This is a genomic window from Streptomyces rishiriensis, from assembly GCF_003112535.1.
Lineage (GTDB): Bacteria > Actinomycetota > Actinomycetes > Streptomycetales > Streptomycetaceae > Streptomyces > Streptomyces rishiriensis.
On sequence record NZ_BEWA01000037.1, the window covers coordinates 26,778 to 45,681 of the forward strand.

14 protein-coding genes are annotated in these 18,904 nt (G+C 73.0%); 3 read left to right on the forward strand and 11 right to left on the reverse strand.

Annotated elements, in window-relative coordinates; translation table 11 throughout:
- Window positions 1-92: 92 nt before the first annotated feature.
- The 3 genes from Sri02f_RS39620 to Sri02f_RS39630 are packed head-to-tail and all read right to left on the reverse strand — an operon-like array spanning window position 93 to window position 2,082.
- Window positions 93-401 (reverse strand): AzlD domain-containing protein, encoded by a 309-nt coding sequence (locus tag Sri02f_RS39620; RefSeq protein ID WP_109006144.1) that lies wholly within the window; start codon window positions 399-401, stop codon window positions 93-95.
- Entirely contained in the window at window positions 398-1,168 is a 771-nt protein-coding gene (locus Sri02f_RS39625) for an AzlC family ABC transporter permease (RefSeq protein WP_109006145.1), read from the reverse strand. The genes Sri02f_RS39620 and Sri02f_RS39625 overlap by 4 nt, the downstream gene beginning before the upstream one ends.
- Window positions 1,090-2,082, reverse strand: coding sequence for an AraC family transcriptional regulator (locus tag Sri02f_RS39630; RefSeq protein WP_109006146.1), 993 nt, complete (start codon window positions 2,080-2,082; stop codon window positions 1,090-1,092). The genes Sri02f_RS39625 and Sri02f_RS39630 overlap by 79 nt, the downstream gene beginning before the upstream one ends.
- A 189-nt stretch (window positions 2,083-2,271) precedes the next feature.
- Between Sri02f_RS39630 and Sri02f_RS39635 the strand changes: the two genes are divergently transcribed.
- The 3 genes from Sri02f_RS39635 (at window position 2,272) to Sri02f_RS39645 (ending at window position 9,128) form a co-directional block, all read left to right on the forward strand.
- Window positions 2,272-7,203: an ATP-dependent helicase gene (locus tag Sri02f_RS39635; RefSeq protein ID WP_109006147.1), complete on the forward strand. Its 4,932-nt coding sequence runs from the start codon at window positions 2,272-2,274 to the stop codon at window positions 7,201-7,203.
- 236 nt (window positions 7,204-7,439) lie between these two features.
- A complete protein-coding gene (locus tag Sri02f_RS39640; RefSeq protein WP_109006148.1) occupies window positions 7,440-8,282 on the forward strand; it encodes an Fpg/Nei family DNA glycosylase in 843 nt (280 codons plus the stop codon).
- A gap of 81 nt (window positions 8,283-8,363) precedes the next feature.
- Window positions 8,364-9,128: an SDR family NAD(P)-dependent oxidoreductase gene (locus tag Sri02f_RS39645; protein ID WP_109006149.1), complete on the forward strand. Its 765-nt coding sequence runs from the start codon at window positions 8,364-8,366 to the stop codon at window positions 9,126-9,128.
- A gap of 736 nt (window positions 9,129-9,864) precedes the next feature.
- Here Sri02f_RS39645 and Sri02f_RS39660 read toward each other — a convergent pair.
- From Sri02f_RS39660 to Sri02f_RS39695, 8 genes are all read right to left on the reverse strand, one after another.
- Window positions 9,865-10,335, reverse strand: coding sequence for a Dps family protein (locus Sri02f_RS39660; protein WP_109006150.1), 471 nt, complete (start codon window positions 10,333-10,335; stop codon window positions 9,865-9,867).
- A gap of 310 nt (window positions 10,336-10,645) precedes the next feature.
- Window positions 10,646-11,026: a helix-turn-helix domain-containing protein gene (locus Sri02f_RS39665; protein ID WP_057575292.1), complete on the reverse strand. Its 381-nt coding sequence runs from the start codon at window positions 11,024-11,026 to the stop codon at window positions 10,646-10,648.
- Window positions 11,027-11,135: 109 nt separating this feature from the next.
- Window positions 11,136-11,681 carry a CinA family protein gene (locus Sri02f_RS39670; RefSeq protein ID WP_109006151.1) on the reverse strand — a complete coding sequence of 182 codons (546 nt, stop codon included), beginning with the start codon at window positions 11,679-11,681 and terminating at the stop codon, window positions 11,136-11,138.
- Window positions 11,678-12,505, reverse strand: coding sequence for a CDP-diacylglycerol--glycerol-3-phosphate 3-phosphatidyltransferase (gene pgsA, locus Sri02f_RS39675; protein ID WP_109006152.1), 828 nt, complete (start codon window positions 12,503-12,505; stop codon window positions 11,678-11,680). The genes Sri02f_RS39670 and pgsA overlap by 4 nt, the downstream gene beginning before the upstream one ends.
- Window positions 12,502-13,971 (reverse strand): 30S ribosomal protein S12 methylthiotransferase RimO, encoded by a 1,470-nt coding sequence (rimO, locus tag Sri02f_RS39680; RefSeq protein WP_109006153.1) that lies wholly within the window; start codon window positions 13,969-13,971, stop codon window positions 12,502-12,504. The genes pgsA and rimO overlap by 4 nt, the downstream gene beginning before the upstream one ends.
- 88 nt (window positions 13,972-14,059) lie before the next feature.
- Window positions 14,060-14,899 carry a helix-turn-helix domain-containing protein gene (locus Sri02f_RS39685; protein ID WP_109006154.1) on the reverse strand — a complete coding sequence of 280 codons (840 nt, stop codon included), beginning with the start codon at window positions 14,897-14,899 and terminating at the stop codon, window positions 14,060-14,062.
- A 256-nt stretch (window positions 14,900-15,155) separates the two neighbouring features.
- Window positions 15,156-17,891 carry a DNA translocase FtsK gene (locus tag Sri02f_RS39690; protein ID WP_109006155.1) on the reverse strand — a complete coding sequence of 912 codons (2,736 nt, stop codon included), beginning with the start codon at window positions 17,889-17,891 and terminating at the stop codon, window positions 15,156-15,158.
- A 162-nt stretch (window positions 17,892-18,053) separates the two neighbouring features.
- Window positions 18,054-18,743 carry a response regulator gene (locus Sri02f_RS39695; RefSeq protein WP_109006156.1) on the reverse strand — a complete coding sequence of 230 codons (690 nt, stop codon included), beginning with the start codon at window positions 18,741-18,743 and terminating at the stop codon, window positions 18,054-18,056.
- Between the last annotated feature and the right edge of the window lie 161 nt (window positions 18,744-18,904).

The window sequence follows — 18,904 nt, forward strand, 5'->3', positions numbered from 1 at the left end:
GTCGCCGCACTCACCGCTGTCACTGCTCTCACCGCTATCGCGGCTTTCGCGGCTATCGCTGCCTTCGCGGCTGTTCCCTCTCCGTTTCCGGGTCACCCGCCCAGGGCCCGGGCCCCCGCCGTGACCGCCACGGCGGCCGCGACCACCAGCAGGAAGGGAGCCCGCAGCACGAGGGCGACGACGGCCGCGGCGAGCCCCGCGGCCCGTGCGTCCAGGACGAGGGCGCGCCCGTCGGCGAAGGTCTGCTGGGCCGTGAGGGCGGCGAGCAGGGCGACGGGGAGCAGGGCGGCGAAGCGCCTGACGAGCGGCCGTTCCAGTAGCCCCGCCGGAACGAGCAGTCCGGCGAGTTTGACGGCGTAGCAGCCCAGCGCGGTCGCACCGATCGCGATCCAGGTGTTCAACGTTCCTCCTCCTGTCCCGAGTCGTCCCGGCCGGCCGCCTCCCGGCCGGCCGCCTCCCGGCCGGCCGCCTCCCGGCCGGCCGCGCGCCGGCCCTCGACGTACAGCATGGCCGGCGCGGCCAGCGCGGCCGCCAGCACGGGCACTCCGGCGGGCAGAACCGGCAGCAGGCCGAGTCCCAGAAGCACCGCGAGTCCGGCGACGGCCCGCTCGACGGCGGTCTTCAGCATGGGCGCGAGCAGCGCCAGGAAGACGGCGGGCCCGGCCACGTCGAGTCCCCACGCATCGGTGTCGCCGATGGCCTCGGCGCCGAGCGCGCCGAGCAGTGTGGTGAGGTTCCACAGCAGGTACAGGGTCAGTCCGGTGACGGCGAAGCCGATGCGGGCGGCGCGGCGTCCCCGCTGGGCCAGTGAGACCGCCGTCGTCTCGTCGATCACCCAGTGGGCGGCGAAGGGGCGCACCGCGCGCGGGAGGGCCAGCGACTGCGACAGACGCAGCCCGTAGAACGCGTTGCGCACGCCCAGGAAGAAGGCTCCCGCGGCCGCCGTCAGCGGATTGCCGCCCGCCGCCAGCGCCCCGACCAGCGCGAACTGGGACGCGCCGGTGAACACCATGAGGCTGAGCGCGCAGGTCTGCCACACCGTGAGTCCGCTGCCCGCCGAGGTCACCCCGAAGGCGAACCCGGAGAGCCCTACGGCGACCCCGACCGCCAGGGCGTCCCGTACGACGGCGCGGTCCGGTCTTCCCTCGGCGTCGGCCCGGATGTCCATGTGAGCTGCGTCCGTGTGAGCTGCGTCCGTGTGAGCTGTCTGTTCTGCCACGACCCCGACGCTAGGGGTGCCGGCCCGGTCGGGTCTTGTACGTTCTTGCGCTCGCGCTGGTAGGCCCCCGGAGGGACTCCCACGATCCGGGCGAAGTGGCGGTTGAGGTGGGGCTGGTCGGTGAAGCCCACGGCGACGGCCGCGTCGGCGGGCGCCGTGCCCGCGTCCAGCAGCCGCCGGGCCCGGCGCACCCGGGCGTCGGTCAGCCAGGCATGGGGCGGCAGCCCGTAGGTGTCCCGGAAGGCCCGCAACAGGGCGAACGAGCCGGTGCCCAGGTCCGCTGCCAGCTGCTCCAGCGTCGGCGGATCGACCAGACGCTCCTCCAGCGCAGCACGCGCGCGTGCTGCGATCCGGGCCCCGGCCGACCGGATCTCCCGCTGCGGCAGCGGTCCGCCGTTGAGCCGCAGCAGCCGTGTCACCGCCACCCGCAGCAGGGTGTCGGCGGCCAGCGCGTTGCCCTCCTCGGCGGCCCGGAGCACCTGATGCACGAGTGTGACGGCACAGGGATCGTCGAGCACGGGACGGACGAAGCCCGGGGCTCGGCGCAAGGTCGTGGTCTCGGCCGCGATCTCGGTCACGACGTCGGGCGACGGGTACACGGCCCCGTAGCGCCAGCCCTCCGGCACTCCGGCCCGCCCGGTGTGCGGGGTGTCCGGGTTCACCAGCGCGAGCGCTCCCGCCCCGGCGTACTGGTCGGATCCGCGGTGGGCGAAGACCTCCACCCCTTCGGCGATGGCGGCGATCACGAAGTGCTCGTGGGTGTGCCGTACGAAGGTCTTGCGGACGTACCGGGCGCGCAGCAGGTCGACGCCGGGCAGCTCGGCGTACCGCCAGTGCCGTGCCAGCTCACCCGAATCCGCCATGACCCCATTCTCCGCGACGGCCGGGAATCCCCGCTCGCCGTCCCTCCCCGACACCTCCCCCCTGCCCCCCTGCCCCCCTGCCCTCTGCCCCTGCCCTGGCCCGCCGCGGCCACCCCGACACGTCCCCCACCCCGCCGGCGAAAGCCGCAGCTCAGCGCCATTGTCAGTGGTCGGGTGCAGGATGGACGCATGGTCAGCTCCGCACACCGAGCCCTCGACGGCTTCTCCCCCGCGACCCGCGGCTGGTTCACGGGGGCGTTCTCCGCGCCCACTGCGGCCCAGGCGGGCGCGTGGCAGGCCATCGGCGAGGGCTCGGACGTGCTGGTGGTGGCCCCGACCGGGTCCGGCAAGACCCTGGCAGCCTTCCTGGCGGCGCTGGACCAGCTCGCCTCGACGCCTCCGCCCGCCGATCCGAAGAAGCGCTGCCGGGTTCTCTACGTCTCCCCCCTCAAGGCCCTGGCCGTCGACGTCGAGCGCAACCTGCGCAGCCCTCTGACAGGCATCCGCCAGGAGTCGGTGCGCCTGGGACTGACCGAGCCCGAGGTCAGGGTGGGCATCCGCTCCGGCGACACCCCGCCGGCCGAGCGCCGAGCCCTGTCCACCCGCCCCCCGGACATCCTGATCACGACTCCCGAGTCGCTGTTCCTGATGCTGACGTCGGCGGCCCGCGACGCGCTGACGGGCATCGAGACGGTGATCCTGGACGAGGTGCACGCCGTGGCGGGCACCAAGCGCGGCGCCCACCTCGCGCTGTCCCTGGAGCGGCTCGACGAGCTGCTGCCGAGGCCGGCCCGCCGCATCGGCCTGTCGGCCACCGTCCGCCCGGTCGACGAGGTGGCGCGCTACCTGTCCCCGCAGCGCAAGGTGGAGATCGTCCAGCCGAAGTCCGGCAAGGAGTTCGACCTCTCGGTCGTCGTCCCGGTGGAGGACCTGGCGGAGCTGGGCGGCTCACCCGTCGCCGACGGCTCCGAGGGCGCGGAGCGCCCGTCGATCTGGCCGCACGTCGAGGAGCGGATCACCGACCTCGTCCAGGCCCATCGCTCCACGATCGTGTTCGCCAATTCCCGTCGCCTCGCCGAGCGCCTGTGCAACCGGCTCAACGAGATCGCCTACGAGCGGGCGACCGGCGAGTCCCTGGACGAGCACCACTCCCCCGCACAGCTCATGGGCGGCTCGGGCGCGGCTCAGGGAGCCCCGACCGTCATCGCGCGCGCCCACCACGGCTCCGTCTCCAAGGAGCAGCGCGCGCTCGTGGAGGAGGACCTGAAGGCGGGCCGGCTGCCCGCGGTGGTGGCCACCTCCAGCCTCGAACTCGGCATCGACATGGGCGCGGTGGACCTCGTCATCCAGGTGGAGTCGCCGCCTTCGGTGGCCTCCGGCCTGCAGCGCGTCGGGCGCGCGGGGCACCAGGTGGGCGCGGTGTCCACCGGCGTGGTCTTCCCGAAGTACCGCGGCGACCTGGTCCAGGCGGCCGTGGTCACCGAGCGGATGCGCACGGGCTCCATCGAGTCGTTGCGGGTCCCCGCCAATCCGCTGGACGTCCTGGCGCAGCAACTCGTCGCGATGACGGCCCTCGACACCTGGCAGGCGGACGACCTGCTGGCGACGGTCCGCCGCGCCGCGCCCTTCGCGTCGCTCCCGGAATCGGCGTTCACGGCCGTGCTGGACATGCTGGCCGGCCGTTACCCGTCCGACGCGTTCGCCGAGCTGCGCCCGCGCGTGGTGTGGGACCGGGTCACCGGTACGGTCACCGGCCGTCCCGGCGCCCAGCGTCTGGCGGTCACCTCCGGGGGCACGATCCCCGACCGGGGCCTGTTCGGCGTCTTCCTCGCGGGCTCCGACCCCAAGAAGGGCGGGGGCCGGGTCGGCGAGCTCGACGAGGAGATGGTCTACGAGTCCCGCGTGGGCGACGTCTTCACGCTCGGCACCAGCTCCTGGCGGATCGAGGACATCACCCGCGACCGCGTCCTGGTGTCGCCCGCCCCCGGCGTCCCGGGCCGACTGCCCTTCTGGAAGGGCGACCAGCTGGGCCGGCCGCTGGAACTGGGCCGCGCGGTGGGCGCGTTCCTGCGCGAGGTGGGCTCCCTGCCCAAGGACGACGCCCGGCTCCGGCTGCTCACCGCGGGTCTGGACGCGTGGGCGGCCGACAACGTGCTGTCCTACCTGGAGGAGCAGCGCCAGGCCTGCGGCCATGTCCCGGACGACCGGACGATCGTCGTGGAGCGCTTCCGGGACGAACTGGGCGACTGGCGGGTCGTCGTCCACTCCCCGTTCGGCGCCCAGGTCCACGCCCCGTGGGCGCTCGCCCTCGGGGCCAAGCTCTCCGAGCGGTACGGCATGGACGCCCAGGTCATGCATGCCGACGACGGCATCGTGCTGCGGCTGCCCGACGCCGACCTCATGGGCCTGGACCTCCTCGACCACGAGCCCGTGAAGGCGGGCGCCGAATACGACGCGGAGCAGGCTCCGGTCGGCGCGGCGGACGTCGTCTTCGACAAGGGCGAGGTCGATCAGATCGTCACCGACCAGGTGGGCGGATCGGCGTTGTTCGCGGCCCGCTTCCGCGAATGCGCCGCCCGCGCGCTGCTGCTGCCGCGCCGCACACCCGGCCGGCGCACACCGCTGTGGCAACAGCGCCAGCGCGCCGCTCAGCTGCTGCAGGTGGCCAGTGAGTTCGGCTCGTTCCCGATCGTCCTGGAAGCGGTCCGCGAGTGCCTCCAGGACGTCTTCGACGTGCCCGGCCTCGTGGAGCTGATGGGTGATCTGGAGTCCCGCAAGGTGCGCCTGGTCGAGGTCACCACCCCGGAGCCCTCCCCCTTCGCCCGCTCCCTCCTGTTCGGCTATGTCGCCCAGTTCCTCTACGAGGGAGACTCTCCGCTCGCCGAGCGACGGGCCGCCGCCCTCTCCCTGGACTCCCGGCTGCTGGCCGAGCTGCTGGGCCAGGCCGAACTGCGCGAGCTGCTCGACGCCGATGTCCTCGCCGAGCTGGAGCAGGAGCTCCAGTGGCTCACCGAGGACCGCCGCGTGAAGGACGCCGAGGGCGTCGCCGACCTCTTGCGGCTCCTCGGCCCGCTGACCGACGCCGAACTCGCCGAGCGCGGCGCCGAACCGCACTGGGCGCAGGAGCTGGCCGCCGCCCGCCGCGCCATCCGGGTCCGCATCGCCGGCGCCGAGCACTGGGCCGCGATCGAGGACGCGGGCCGCTTGCGTGACGCACTGGGCACGGCTCTGCCGGTCGGCGTTCCGGAAGCGTTCACCGAGCCGGTCAAGGATCCCCTCGGCGACCTGCTCGCCCGCTACGCCCGCACCCACGGCCCCTTCACCTCCACCGCGGCGGCCGCCCGCTTCGGCCTCGGCGTGGCGGTCACCGAGGGCGCCCTCCAGCGGCTCGCGGCGGGCGGGCGCGTCGTCCAGGGCGAGTTCCACCCGGCGGGCATCGGCCAGGAATGGTGCGACGCGACGGTCCTGCGCCGGCTGCGCCGCCGCTCCCTGGCCGCTCTGCGGCACGAACTGGAGCCGGTCCCGCCTCCCGCGCTCGCCCAGTTCCTGCCCCAGTGGCAGCACATCGGGAAGGGCCATTCGCTGCGCGGCGTCGACGGGCTGGTGCGCGCCGTCGAACAGTTGCAGGGGGCGTCGGTGCCCGCCTCGGCCCTGGAAAAACTCGTCCTGCCCTCCCGGGTACGCGACTACACCCCGGCGATGCTCGACGAACTGACCGCGGCCGGAGAGATCGTCTGGTCCGGGGCCGGCGCCCTCCCCGGCAAGGACGGCTGGGTCTCGCTGTACGTGGCCGACGCCGCGCCCCTGCTCCTCCCGCCGCCGCACCCCCTGGAGCTGACGGCGCTGCACCAGTGCGTCCTGGACGCGCTGTCCGGCGGCTACGGCCTGTTCTTCCGTCAGATCGCCGACCGGGTCCGGGCCACCACCCACCCCGAGGCCACAGATCCCCAACTCGCCGACGCCGTCTGGGATCTGGCCTGGTCCGGCCGGCTCACCAACGACACGCTCGCGCCCATGCGCTCCCTCCTGGGCTCGGGCCGTACGGCCGGCTCCACGGCCCACCGCGCCAAGCGCACGATCCCGCGCGGGCGCTACGGCTCCCTGACGGCCGCGGCCCGACCGGCGTCCCGCAGCGGTCCTCCGACGGTCGCGGGCCGTTGGTCGCTCCTCCCCGTCCTCGAGTCCGACCCCACGGTGCGGGCCCACGCGCTCGCCCGCACGCTCCTCGACCGGCACGGCGTGGTCACCCGGGGCGCGGTCGCCGCCGAAGGCGTGGAGGGCGGCTTCTCGGCGACGTACCGCATTCTGTCCGTCTTCGAGGAGAGCGGTCAGGCACGGCGGGGGTACGTCGTCGAGGGGCTCGGCGCCGCGCAGTTCGCCATGGACGGCGCCGTGGACCGGCTGCGTGCGGTGGCCAACGCCCGGGACCGCGGCGAGCCCCTGCCCGCTCCGAGCCTTCCGACCGGCGATCCGGACGGCTTCGTCTTCCCCGACGGCTCCCCGTCGGACGACGTCTGGGACGTCGTCGACCCCGACGGCCCCCTCGCCTCGCCCCTGGGCAGCCGAGGAGCCCCGGCCTCGCGCGACGAGTACGCCTCGCCCCTGGACTTCGCCTCTCCGGGCGCGGGCGGTCCGCGCGGCGGCAGCGCCTTCTCCGACGGGGGTCCGCCCGATCGTTTCCACCGCGGCCACACCCAGAGCCGCAACCGCGGCGGAGGCAACGTCTCCCGGGCCGTCGTCCTCGCAGCCGCCGACCCGGCGAACGCCTACGGCGCGGCCCTGGGCTGGCCCGAGCCGCCCAGCGGCGCCGGGCACAAGCCGGGCCGCAAGGCCGGCTCCCTGGTGGTGCTCGTGGACGGCGAGCTGACGCTCTACATGGAGCGCGGCGGCAAGACGCTGCTGGCCTGGCCCTCCGCCCCGGAGTCCGAGGACACGCCCGCCGACGATCCGCGTCTGCACACCGCAGCCGAAGCCCTGGCCGAGGCCGCGCGCGCGGGTTCCCTCGGCACGGTCACGGTGGAGCGGGTCAACGGGGTCTCCGCCCTCACCTCCCCCATCGGCAGCCTCCTGGAAGGAGCGGGCTTCATCGCGACCCCCCGAGGCCTGCGCCTGCGCGCATGACAGCAGACGCCCACGCCCCGGAGCCCACGGCGCCGAAACGCACCCGCCCGCAGCGGCACGGCCGCAATGCCCGCCCCGCCGTCCCGCCCCGACCCCCGCCCAGAGCCCGCCCGGGCATCCGCCCACGGCCCGTCCCGGCATCCGCCTGGAGCCCGCCCGGGCACCTGTCCAGAGCCCGCCCGACGCCCGCAGGCGCTCCTCCGCGCGCTTCCGTCCCCGCGTGTCACCCTTGACCCATGCCCGAAGGTGACACGATCTGGCAGGCCGCGAGGCGCCTCCACGACGCCCTCGCGGGAAAGGTGCTGACCCGCTCCGATCTGCGCGTCCCCAAGTACGCGACAGCCGATCTCACCGGCCGCACCGTCCTGGATGTCACCGCGCGCGGCAAGCACCTCCTCACTCGTGTCGAAGGCGGCCTGACGCTCCATTCGCACCTGCGGATGGACGGCGCCTGGAAGATCTACACGCACGACCAGCGCTGGACCGGCGGTCCGGCGCACCAGATCCGGGCGATCCTCGGCGTCCACGACCGCACCGCCGTCGGTTACCGACTCCCCGTCCTCGAACTGCTGCGCACCGCCGACGAGCAACAGGCCGTCGGCCACCTCGGCCCCGACCTGCTGGGCCCCGACTGGGATGCGGAGCGGGCCCTGGCCAACCTCGCCGCCGCCCCCGACCGCCCCCTCGGCGAGGCCCTCCTCGACCAGCGCAATCTGGCCGGTCTCGGCAACGTCTACAAGAGCGAGCTCTGCTTCCTCCTGGGCGTCACCCCGTGGCTCCCGGTCGGCGCGCTCCCCGCCGACCGCGCCGAGAAGCTGCCCGTGCTCGCGAAGAAGCTGCTGGAGGCCAACCGCGACCGCCTGGTCCGCAACACCACGGGCCGCCGCGCCCCGGACCTGTTCGTCTACGGCCGCACACCCCGCCCCTGTCTGCGCTGCGGCACACGGATCCGGGTGGCCGACCAGGGCGACGGCTCCCGCGAACGCCCGACCTACTGGTGCCCCACCTGCCAGACGGGGCCTGCTCCGGCACCGGGCTCCCCACCGACCCACCGGTCCCGTTCCCGCACCCTCCCGTGACGGCACGCCCAGGGCGGCGCCCATGACCGGCCGACGTCCCGGTAATTGACGGACCATCAGAAACCCTCGTACCGTCCCCTCATGGCCGTGAAGGCGTACGACCTCACCGGACGCACCGCATTCGTCACCGGCGCCGCGAGCGGAATCGGCCGCGCCTGCGCCGTACTGCTCGCCCGGGCGGGCGCCACCGTGCACGGCGCGGACCGCGACGCGCAGGGCCTGCACGAGACGGCGACGCTGATCAGGGACCACGGCGGAAGCGCCCGTACGCACCACCTCGACGTCACCGACCGCGTCCAGGTCCGTCAGGCCGTGGAGTCCTGCGAGCAGCTGGACGTCATGGCCGCGGTGGCCGGGATCATGCACAGCAGCCCCGTCCTGGAGACCCTGGACGAGGACCTGGACCGGGTCCTCGCCGTCAACTTCAAGGGCGTCCTGTACGCCTGCCAGGAGGCGGCCCGTCTGATGCTGGCGCGCGGCGCCGGCGGCAGCATCGTCACCATGGCCTCGGGCGCCGTGGACACCGGCGGCCCCGGCCTGCTCTGTTACGGTGTGGCCAAGGCGGCCGTGGTCCAGCTGACGAAGACGCTGGCGACGGAGGTCGGGCGGCACGGCATCCGGGTCAACGCGGTCGCGCCGGGCTGGATCCGCACCCCGATGACCGATCGCCACGACGCGGACGCGCAGGCGCACACCGAGGCGCTCATGGCGCGCAGGTCGCCGCTCGGCCGGGTCGGCGAACCGGAGGACATCGCCCACGCGGTCCTCCACCTGGCCTCGGACGCATCGGCGTTCACCACGGGCCAGATCCTCCGCCCGAACGGCGGCGTGGCCATGCCCTGGTGACCTCACCCCCGACCCACGCCTCCCACCCCACGTCACCTCGACCCACACCCCCGACCCACGCCTCCCACCCCACGTCACCTCGACCCACACCCCCGACCCACGCCTCCCACCCCTCGTCACCTCGACCCACACCCCCGACCCACGCCTCCCACCCCTCGTCACCTCGAGCCACGCCTCCCACCCGCCCACCCATCACTCCACCTCGCACCTCGCACCTTCCTCCGCCCTCCCCCTGGCTCCGCCCCACTCACGCCGCCCCCACTCACTCCGCCCTTTCCCCGTCCGCCGCACCTCGCTCCCCGCCCAGCTCCTGCGGCGGCTCCGGCCCCCTCCCCCTCCCCCGCGGCCGCCCAGCCCCCCCGCCAAGCAGCCCGCCACCGCCCCTGCGCCACGACCCCCACCGCCCGCGCCTTCGCCACACAGTGCACCGGCAGCAGGCTCAGCCCCCAGCCCCCCGCGGCCACCGTTCCCTCCAGCGCGCCGGCACCGGGCGTGACGGCGAGCCTCACCACGGCCCACCACCACAGCACGCCCAGCCCGAGGCTCAGCACCACGCCCGGCGCGGAGACGGCCGTGCGCCCCGCTATTCGCCCCGCCATGGCCGTCACCTCCAGCTGAGCCTCACGCGGATCACGCGGTGTCCGTCCACGACGTCAGAAAACCGAGCCCCTCGTCTCCGGCGGGACCGCCGCCGCACGCCCGCACCCGCGCGGGGCGCCGCAGCCGCCCCGAGGACTCACGCGTTCTCCGCCTGGAACATCCAGTGATGCTTCTCCAGATCCGCGGTGATGCCGATGAAGATGTCCTGGCTCACGGGGTCCGGGTCGCCCGTCGCCGCGACCCGTTCCCGCATCCGGGTGATGACCGCCCCGAGGGCGGCGACCAGCGCCCCGACGGCGTCGGAGTCCTTCACCCAGCCCGCCGGCACCGGGCTGATCCCGCTGCCCGCGGCCACCGTCGACGCCCGCCCGTCCGGTGAGACGCCGAGCGCGGAGGCGCGCTCCGCCACCGTGTCGGAGTGCGTGCGGGCGACGTCCACGACCTCGTCGAGCTGGAGGTGGACGGAGCGGAAGCGGGGCCCGACGACGTTCCAGTGGACCTGCTTGGCGACGAGCGACAGGTCGACGAGGTCGACGAGCGCGCCCTGCAACGCCTCCGAGACGGTCCGCAGGTCGGTGTCGGACAAGGGGCTCTTCACGACGTACATCCGTACCTCCGGTGTCTTGGCTCCCGCCGTGCTCCTCCACGATGGCCTCGGCGACCGGCACCGGCAAACGGACCCGGCCGCGGCCCGGGTCCCGAGATGGAACAAGCCCGCCACGCACCCTGCCACGCAGCCGGGACACCCCCGGGGCATGCCCGGAATGCGCCCAGGACGCGAAAAAACCCCGACCGCACCTCTCCGGGTCTTCCCGGAGAAGCCCCGGCCGGGGCCTCACACTGCCTGTGCACGTACCTTGGCGAACGAACGTACCTGCCCGGCCCGCCCGGGCCTCAGGGGCCCACGCGGACGGATCTCACGCGGCGACCACGTCCACCGCCTCGGCGGGCGCCTTGATGGTCACCCGCTCCGGTGGCACACCGGTCACCGACACGGAACCCAGCATCGGGCGAACCGACGTGGGCACAGGCTGGCTGGGGGTGGCCGCTGCCGACTGTGCCAGCTCGGCGAGGGCGAGCTCGTCGCTCACTTCCCGCATGAGCTCGGACATCCGTACGTCCAGCGCGTCGCAGATGGCGGAGAGCAGCTCGGAGGAAGCCTCCTTCTGCCCCCGCTCCACCTCGGAGAGATAGCCGAGTGAGACTCGGGCGGACGAGGAGACTTCGCGCAGAGTACGGCCCTGGCGCTGGCGCTGCCGACGCAGCACGTCACCCAGCAGGCGACGGAGCAGAATCATCGGTGGCTCCCTCCTCGGACCGCGTAGCCGCATCCTTCACGCCCCACCGTACCGCCTTGCGCTGCGGCCGTGCGGGGAGCGATGTCGTGTTCACTCAGGGCTGCAAACATCAAAACCCCCCGTTCTGTTCCGTATCCTGTGCCCGCTCATTCCCGGTGTGTTCGCCCGCAAGCTCTGTCAGGAGCAGTGCGAGTACGCTCCGTACACTCTCTCTACGAATTTCCGCCCGGTCGCCGTTCAACCGCAGGGCCTCCACTTTTCCGCCGCCGGCGGAACCGGAATCCGGCCCGGCCGGCCCGTCCACCGCCACGAATACCGTCCCCACGGGCTGTCCGTCCTGGGGGTCGGGGCCGGCGACGCCGGTGGTCGCGACGCCCCAGTCGGCCCCGAGCGCCTTGCGGGCGCCGGCCGCCATCTGGGCCGCGACCTGCGCGTCCACCGCCCCCCGGGCTTCCAGGAGGCCGGCGTCGACACCGAGCAGCCGGTGCTTGAGGTCGGTGGCGTACGCCGTGACCGAGCCGCGGAAGACCCTGGACGCCCCGGGGACCGCTGTGATCTCCGCCGCGACCAGGCCACCGGTCAGCGACTCGGCGACAGCGAGCGTCTCCCGCCTCACTGTGAGTAGTCGCACCACGTCGGCGGCCGTGGAATTCACGCTCCGGTCTCCTCCGACGCGGCCTGGCGGTCCGCGATTCCCTGGCGGCGCAGCACAATGGCCTGTCTCACATAGTCGAGTCCGGTCAGCACGGTCAGGACGACCGCCGCGCCCATCACCCAGAACCTCAGAGTGGCCAGCCACCCCGTCAGCGCCAGGACGTACATCCCGACGGCGATGCCCTGGACGAGCGTCTTCAGCTTGCCGCCCCGGCTGGCCGGGATGACGCCGTACCGGATGACGACGAAACGCAGCAGGGTGATGCCGAGTTCCCGGCCGAGGATCACGATCGTCACCCACCACGGCAGGTCGCCGAGCGAGGAGAGGCAGATCAGCGCCGCTCCCATGATCGCCTTGTCGGCGATGGGGTCGGCGATCTTCCCGAAGTCGGTGACGAGGTCGTACGTCCGCGCCAGATGCCCGTCGAACAGGTCGGTGATCATGGCCACCGCGAAGGCGGCCCAGGCGAACGAGCGCCATGCCGGGTCGTAGCCGCCGTCGGCCAGCATCAGCGCGACGAAGCCGGGCACCAGAATCAGCCGAAGCATCGTCAGGAAGTTGGCGATGTTCCACACGCTCGCCTGGTTGACGGCGGCGGCCGCGATCTTCGCGCCCCGCGGCGGCCTGGCCGCCCCCGGCGCAACGGCGCTCCCCTCGACGTCCGCGACGGCGGTCGCGCCCACCGGCTCAGCGGCGATGACCTCCGCCTGCGCGGCCTGGGGGGCGTTCGAGGCCTGGGGAGCCGTCGAAGCCTGGGGGGCCGAAGGCTGCGCAGCCGGGGCCCGGGAGGAGCCGTCGGCGGCCGACGCCGGAACACCCGTCATCTGCCCGCCTCCTCACTACACCCGAACGAGCCCGGCAGAGGCTCGGCGACGAGGTCGACGCCTTCCGTGCCGACCACCTTCGCCTCGACCATACGACCGACGCTCAGGCCTTCGCCCGACGTGAGCAGCACCTGGCCGTCCGTCTCCGGCGCCTGGTGGGCGCCACGGCCGTGCACGCCCTCGTCGTCCACCGACTCCACGAGCACGTGCACGGTCTCGCCCACGCGTTCCTCGGCCCGTTGCGAGACGAGTTCCTCGGCGAGCCGGGAGACCCGGGCCAGCCGCTCGGCCACCACGTCGGCGTCGAGCTTGTCGTCGTACGTCGCGGCCTCGGTGCCTTCCTCGTCGGAATAGCCGAAGACGCCGATCGCGTCCAGCCGCGCGCCGTCGAGGAAGCGCTCCAGCTCGGCCAGGTCGGCCTCGGACTCGCCGGGGAAGCCCACGATGAAGTTGGAGCGCACACCTGCCTGGGGTGCCTTGCTCCGGATGGTGTCGAGCAGTTCCAGGAAGCGGTCGGTGTCGCCGAAGCGGCGCATCGCCCGCAGCACGCCGGGCGCGGAGTGCTGGAAGGACAGGTCGAAGTAGGGCGCGATCTTCGGCGTGGAAGTGAGCACGTCGATGAGGCCGGGCCGCATCTCGGCCGGCTGGAGGTAACTGACGCGCACCCGCTCCAGCCCGTCGACCTCGGCGAGCTCGGGCAGCAGCGACTCCAGCAGCCGGATGTCGCCGAGGTCCTTGCCGTAGGAGGTGTTGTTCTCGGAGACCAGCATGATCTCCTTCACGCCCTGCTCGGCGAGCCAGCGCGTCTCGTTCAGCACGTCGCTGGGCCGGCGCGAGATGAAGGAGCCGCGGAAGGACGGGATGGCGCAGAAGGTGCAGCGCCGGTCGCAGCCGGAGGCGAGCTTGACGGAGGCGACTGGGGCGCCGTCCAGCCGCCGGCGCAGGGGCGCGCGGGGGCCGGACTGCGGGGCCAGGCCCTCGGGCAGGTCCGTGGGCGCGCCGTGGCCGGGAAGGGCCACGTCCCCCGCCGACTGGCGCTCGGCCGGACTGACCGGCAGCAGCTTGCGCCGGTCGCGCGGGGTGTGGGAGGCGTGGATGCCGCCGTTCAGGATGGTCTGGAGGCGGTCGGAGATGTCGGCGTAGTCGTCGAAGCCGAGCACGCCGTCCGCCTCGGGCAGGGCCTCGGCGAGTTCCTTGCCGTACCGCTCGGCCATACAGCCCACGGCCACGACGGCCTGGGTTCTGCCGTGGCCCTTGAGGTCGTTGGCCTCCAGCAGGGCGTCGACGGAGTCCTTCTTGGCGGCGTCGACGAAGCCGCAGGTGTTGACGACGGCGACGTCCGCTTCCTCGGCGTCCTCCACGAGCTGCCAGCCGTCCGCCTCCAAACGGCCTGCGAGCTCCTCCGAGTCCACCTCGTTACGGGCGCAGCCAAGGGTGACGAGTGCGACGGTACGGCGTTCAGGCATGGGCTCAAGACTACTTCGTCTCACGGACAGCCCACGTCGACGGGGTTGACGATCTTCGCCGGCCCCGTCGCGTACGGGCACACCGGGCTCATCCCGTCTGCGGGTCGCCCTTCGTATACGTCAGCCGCTCCACCGATCCGGGCTGGAAGTCGTCGTTGAGCTTCTTGCCGTTGACGAACAGATCGATCGCGCCGGCGTCGCCGAGCACGAGGTTGATCTTCTCGCTGTCCTGGAAGGTCTTGGAGTCGCCCTGCTTGAGCAGTCCGTCGAAGAGCAGCCGGCCGTTGTGGTCCTTGGCGGCGACCCAGCTGCGGCCGTCCGCGGCGCTGACCTGGACGGTCACCTTGTCCTGGGGGGCCGCGGCGATGGCGCTGTCGGACGGCTCCGGTTTCCGGTCGACGGGCTTGTCGGTCTTCGGCGTGGGCGAGGCGGTCTTTCCGGCGGTGGGGGTGGCGCCCTCGGCGACCTGCTCCTTCGCCCCGCCGCCGTCGCCGCCCTTGAACGCGGTGAAGCCGACGAAGCCCACGACGGCGACGATCGCGGCGACCATGGCCGCGGTCCAGTTCGGACCGCGCCGCTCGGGGCGGATGCGTTCCGCCTCGAAGAGGGGCGCGGCCGGGGTCGGCGCGGGACGGCCGCCGTGGGTGTCGTCGTATCGCTCGATCAGCGGGGCGGGGTCGAGGTGGACGGCCCTGGCCAGCGTCCGGATGTGCCCGCGCGCGTAGACGTCTCCGCCGCAGGGGGCGAAGTCGTCCGCCTCGATGGCGTGGACGATGGCGATGCGGACACGGGTGGCGGTGCTGACGTCGTCGACCGTCAGCCCGGCCTCGATGCGCGCCTGACGCAGGGCGTGGCCGATGGAGACGGGGGCTTCCTCGGACGGGTCTTCGAAGGGACGCTCGTCTTCAGGGGAGTTGCCGATGGACACGGGGGCGCCTTTCGAGCGTTTAGCCACCTGTGCTGGAGGTTCAGTCTAGGGGGGGTGCCGGAGGGAGGGGCAACCGGGCGGTACGACTTTGTACGCCATCGGTATGGCCGGTCACACCGATGACGGGCCGGTTACGGCCCCGCCGGGGAGCCGCACCTGTCCTCTCGCTCAACTGGACGTACGACAAAGGGAAACGGTTGCCCACTGCTCTCTAACGGGTGAGTCACGGCCGGTCGCCGCTCCCCTCGCCTGACGTCTACCCCTCAGACTGCCCCCGGATCACGGCGAGGACGCCGTCCAACTCGTCCGGCTTCACGAGAACGTCACGCGCCTTCGACCCTTCGCTCGGTCCGACGATGTTGCGCGACTCCATGAGGTCCATCAGCCGGCCGGCCTTGGCGAAGCCCACGCGCAGCTTGCGCTGGAGCATGGACGTCGACCCGAACTGGGTGGAGACGACCAGTTCGGCCGCCTGGCACAGCAGGTCGAGGTCGTCGCCGATGTCCTCGTCGATCTCCTTCTTCTGCTTGGCCCCGACGGTGACGTCGTCGCGGAAGACGGGCGCCATCTGGTCCTTGCAGTGCTGGACGACCGCCGCGACCTCGGCCTCGGTCACGAAGGCGCCCTGCATACGGGTGGGCTTGTTGGCGCCCATCGGCAGGAACAGCCCGTCGCCCTTGCCGATCAGCTTCTCGGCGCCCGGCTGGTCGAGGATGACGCGCGAGTCGGCGAGCGAGGAGGTGGCGAAGGCGAGCCGCGAGGGCACGTTCGCCTTGATCAGGCCGGTGACGACGTCGACCGAGGGACGCTGGGTGGCGAGCACCAGGTGGATGCCGGCCGCGCGCGCGAGCTGCGTGATGCGCACGATGGAGTCCTCCACGTCCCGCGGCGCGACCATCATCAGGTCGGCGAGCTCGTCGACGATCACCAGCAGGTACGGGTACGGCTGGAGCTCGCGCTCGCTGCCCTCGGGCGGCTTGACGGTCCCTTCGCGCACGGCGCGGTTGAAGTCGTCGATGTGCCGGTAGCCGTAGGCGGCGAGGTCGTCGTAGCGCAGGTCCATCTCGCGGACGACCCACTGGAGCGCCTCGGCGGCCCGCTTGGGGTTGGTGATGATCGGTGTGATCAGGTGCGGGATGCCCTCGTAGGCGGTCAGCTCGACGCGCTTGGGGTCGACGAGGATCATCCGGACGTCCTCGGGGGTGGCCCGGATCATGACGGAGGTGATCAGGCAGTTGATGCAGGACGACTTGCCCGATCCGGTGGCGCCGGCGACCAGTATGTGCGGCATCTTCGCCAGCGAGTGCATGACGTAGCCGCCCTCGACGTCCTTGCCGAAGGCGACCAGCATCGGGTCGTCGTCCTCGGCGGACTCGGCGAGCCGCAGCACGTCGCCGAGGTTGACCATCTCCCGGTCGGTGTTCGGGATCTCGATGCCGACCGCGGACTTCCCCGGGATCGGGCTGATGATCCGCACGTCGGGGCTGGCCACGGCGTACGCGATGTTCTTCGCCAGCGCGGTGATCCGCTCGACCTTCACGGCGGGCCCGAGCTCGACCTCGTAGCGCGTGACCGTCGGCCCGCGGGTGAAGCCGGTGACGGCGGCGTCCACCTTGAACTCGGTGAAGACGTTCGTCAGCGAGGCGACGACGGCGTCGTTGGCGGCGCTGCGCGCCTTGCCGGGGCCGCCGCGCTCCAGGAGGTCGAGCGAGGGCAGGGCGTAGGTGATGTCGCCGGACAGCTGGAGCTGCTCGGCGCGCGCCGGCAGCTCACGCGGCGCCTCGGGGGCCGCCTTGGTCAGATCCGGAACCGCTCCCCCGGTCTTGAGCTTCTCCTGCCGGGGGCGGGGGGCCGGCGCCGGGACGGGCGTCGGCACCGGGGTCGGCGTGGTCGGCTCCCCTTCGCCCTGGCTCACGCCCTGGGTGAGGTCGGCGACGACCCGCGAGGGCGGCATGCCGTGCAGGACGGCGCCGTCGAGGTCGGCCGCCGCGGCTGCGGCGATGTCCACGGCGTCCATCTGCCGGTCCATCGCCGGCTGGGGCACGGCGGAGCGCCGGGGGCGGCCGCGTCGCCGGGTCAGCGCCTCCTGCTCGGCGCCGTCGGGGTCGTACGGCCCGGAAGCGCCCGTGCGCCGTCGGGGGCGCCCGGGCAGCGCCTCGCGCCACTGCTCGTCGTAGCGGGCCTCGTCGTCGCCGAACTCGTCGTACTCGTCCTCCGCCGGGTCGCGCAGCAGGCCGAGGCCGACCCCGAGCTGCCGCAGCCGCTGCGGGACGGCGTTGACCGGCGTGGCCGTGACGACCAGCAGCCCGAAGATCGTGAGCAGCACCAGCATCGGTACGGCGAGGACGTCGCCCATCGTGTACGTGAGCGGGGTCGCCGCGCTCCAGCCGATGAGACCGCCGGCGTCCCTTATGGCCTGCATGCCGGCGCTGCGGGCGGGCGCGCCGCAGGCGATGTGGACCTGCCCGAGCACGCCGATGACGAGGGCCGACAGACCGATCACGATCCGGCCGTTGGCCTCGGGCTTCTCGGGGTGGCGGATGAAGCGCACGGCGACGACGGCGAACAGGATCGGCACGAGCAGATCGAGTCGGCCGAAAGCGCCGGTCACCAGGATCTCGACGAGGTCGCCCACCGGGCCGCGCAGGTCCGCCCAGGTGCCCGCGGCGACGATGAGCGCGACGCCGAACAGCAGCAGCGCGACGCCGTCCTTGCGGTGGGCCGGGTCGAGGTTCTTCGCGCCGTTCCCTATGCCGCGGAACACGGCGCCGACGGCGTGCGCCAGGCCCAGCCACACGGCGCGCACGAGCCGGTAGACGCCCCCGGTGGGGCTGGGGGCCGGCGCGGGTGCGGGCCTTCTGGCCGCGACTTTCCTGGCGGGCGCCTTCTTCGCCGGGACCTTCCTCGCGGCGGCCTTCTTCGCCGGAGCCTTCGCCGGAGCAGCCGCCTTCCTGGCGGGCTGCTTCTTGGCTGCGGAGGGACGTGAGGCCATGGTGTGAGGTTACCGGTGCAGACCACTGGGGACACGTGTGCCCGGTGCTTCACCCGTTCGTGTCGCCCGCGGCGCGGCGCGGGACTGACGCGTCCGGTCCGCGGAAACAGGGAACTGACGCGCCCTCACGCACAACTTCTGCGTCGCACGCGTCAGTTCCGTTCAGTTCGGCGAGGGCAGCGAGGCGGCCCCGCCTCCGGCGCCCGGCTCCAGAGCGTCCAGCGCGCGGCGCAGACCGGTGAGTTTGCGCTCCAGGTGCGCCGCCGTGGCCACCGCCGCCGCGTCCGCCGACTCGTCGTCCAGTTGCTTGGACAGCGCCTCCGCCTGCTCCTCGACGGCCGCGAGCCTCGCGGAGAGCTCCGCGAGCAGCCCGGCCGGCTCCTTGGCGTCGCCGCCCGCCGCGGCCTTGCCGCCGCCGCCCTCCAACTGCAGCCTCAGCAGCGCCGCCTGCTCGCGCAGCTGGCAGTTCTTCATGTACAGCTCGACGAACACCGAGACCTTCGCGCGCAGCACCCACGGGTCGAACGGCTTGGAGATGTAGTCCACCGCGCCGGCCGCGTACCCGCGGAAGGTGTGGTGCGGCCCGTGGTTGATCGCGGTGAGGAAGATGATCGGGATGTCCCTGGTCCGCTCCCGCCGCTTGATGTGCGCGGCCGTCTCGAAGCCGTCCATTCCCGGCATCTGGACGTCCAGCAGGATGACCGCGAAGTCGTCCGTCAGCAGTGCTTTGAGCGCCTCTTCCCCGGACGATGCCCGCACCAGCGTCTGATCGAGCGCAGAGAGGATCGCCTCCAGCGCCAGCAGATTCTCCGGCCGGTCATCGACCAGGAGGATCTTGGCCTTCTGCACCATGGCCCGCCCTCCTCGCCCCGGCAGTGCACCGGGCGCCGCCCCTGGGGACGACTCCTTTGCGCCGCCCTTCCCTGTGCCGGTCATGGTAGCCGCACCCCGACCGTCGCCACACCCTGTCACCGTGATGTCACTGTGCACGTAGCAGGAACGCAGCAGGAGAC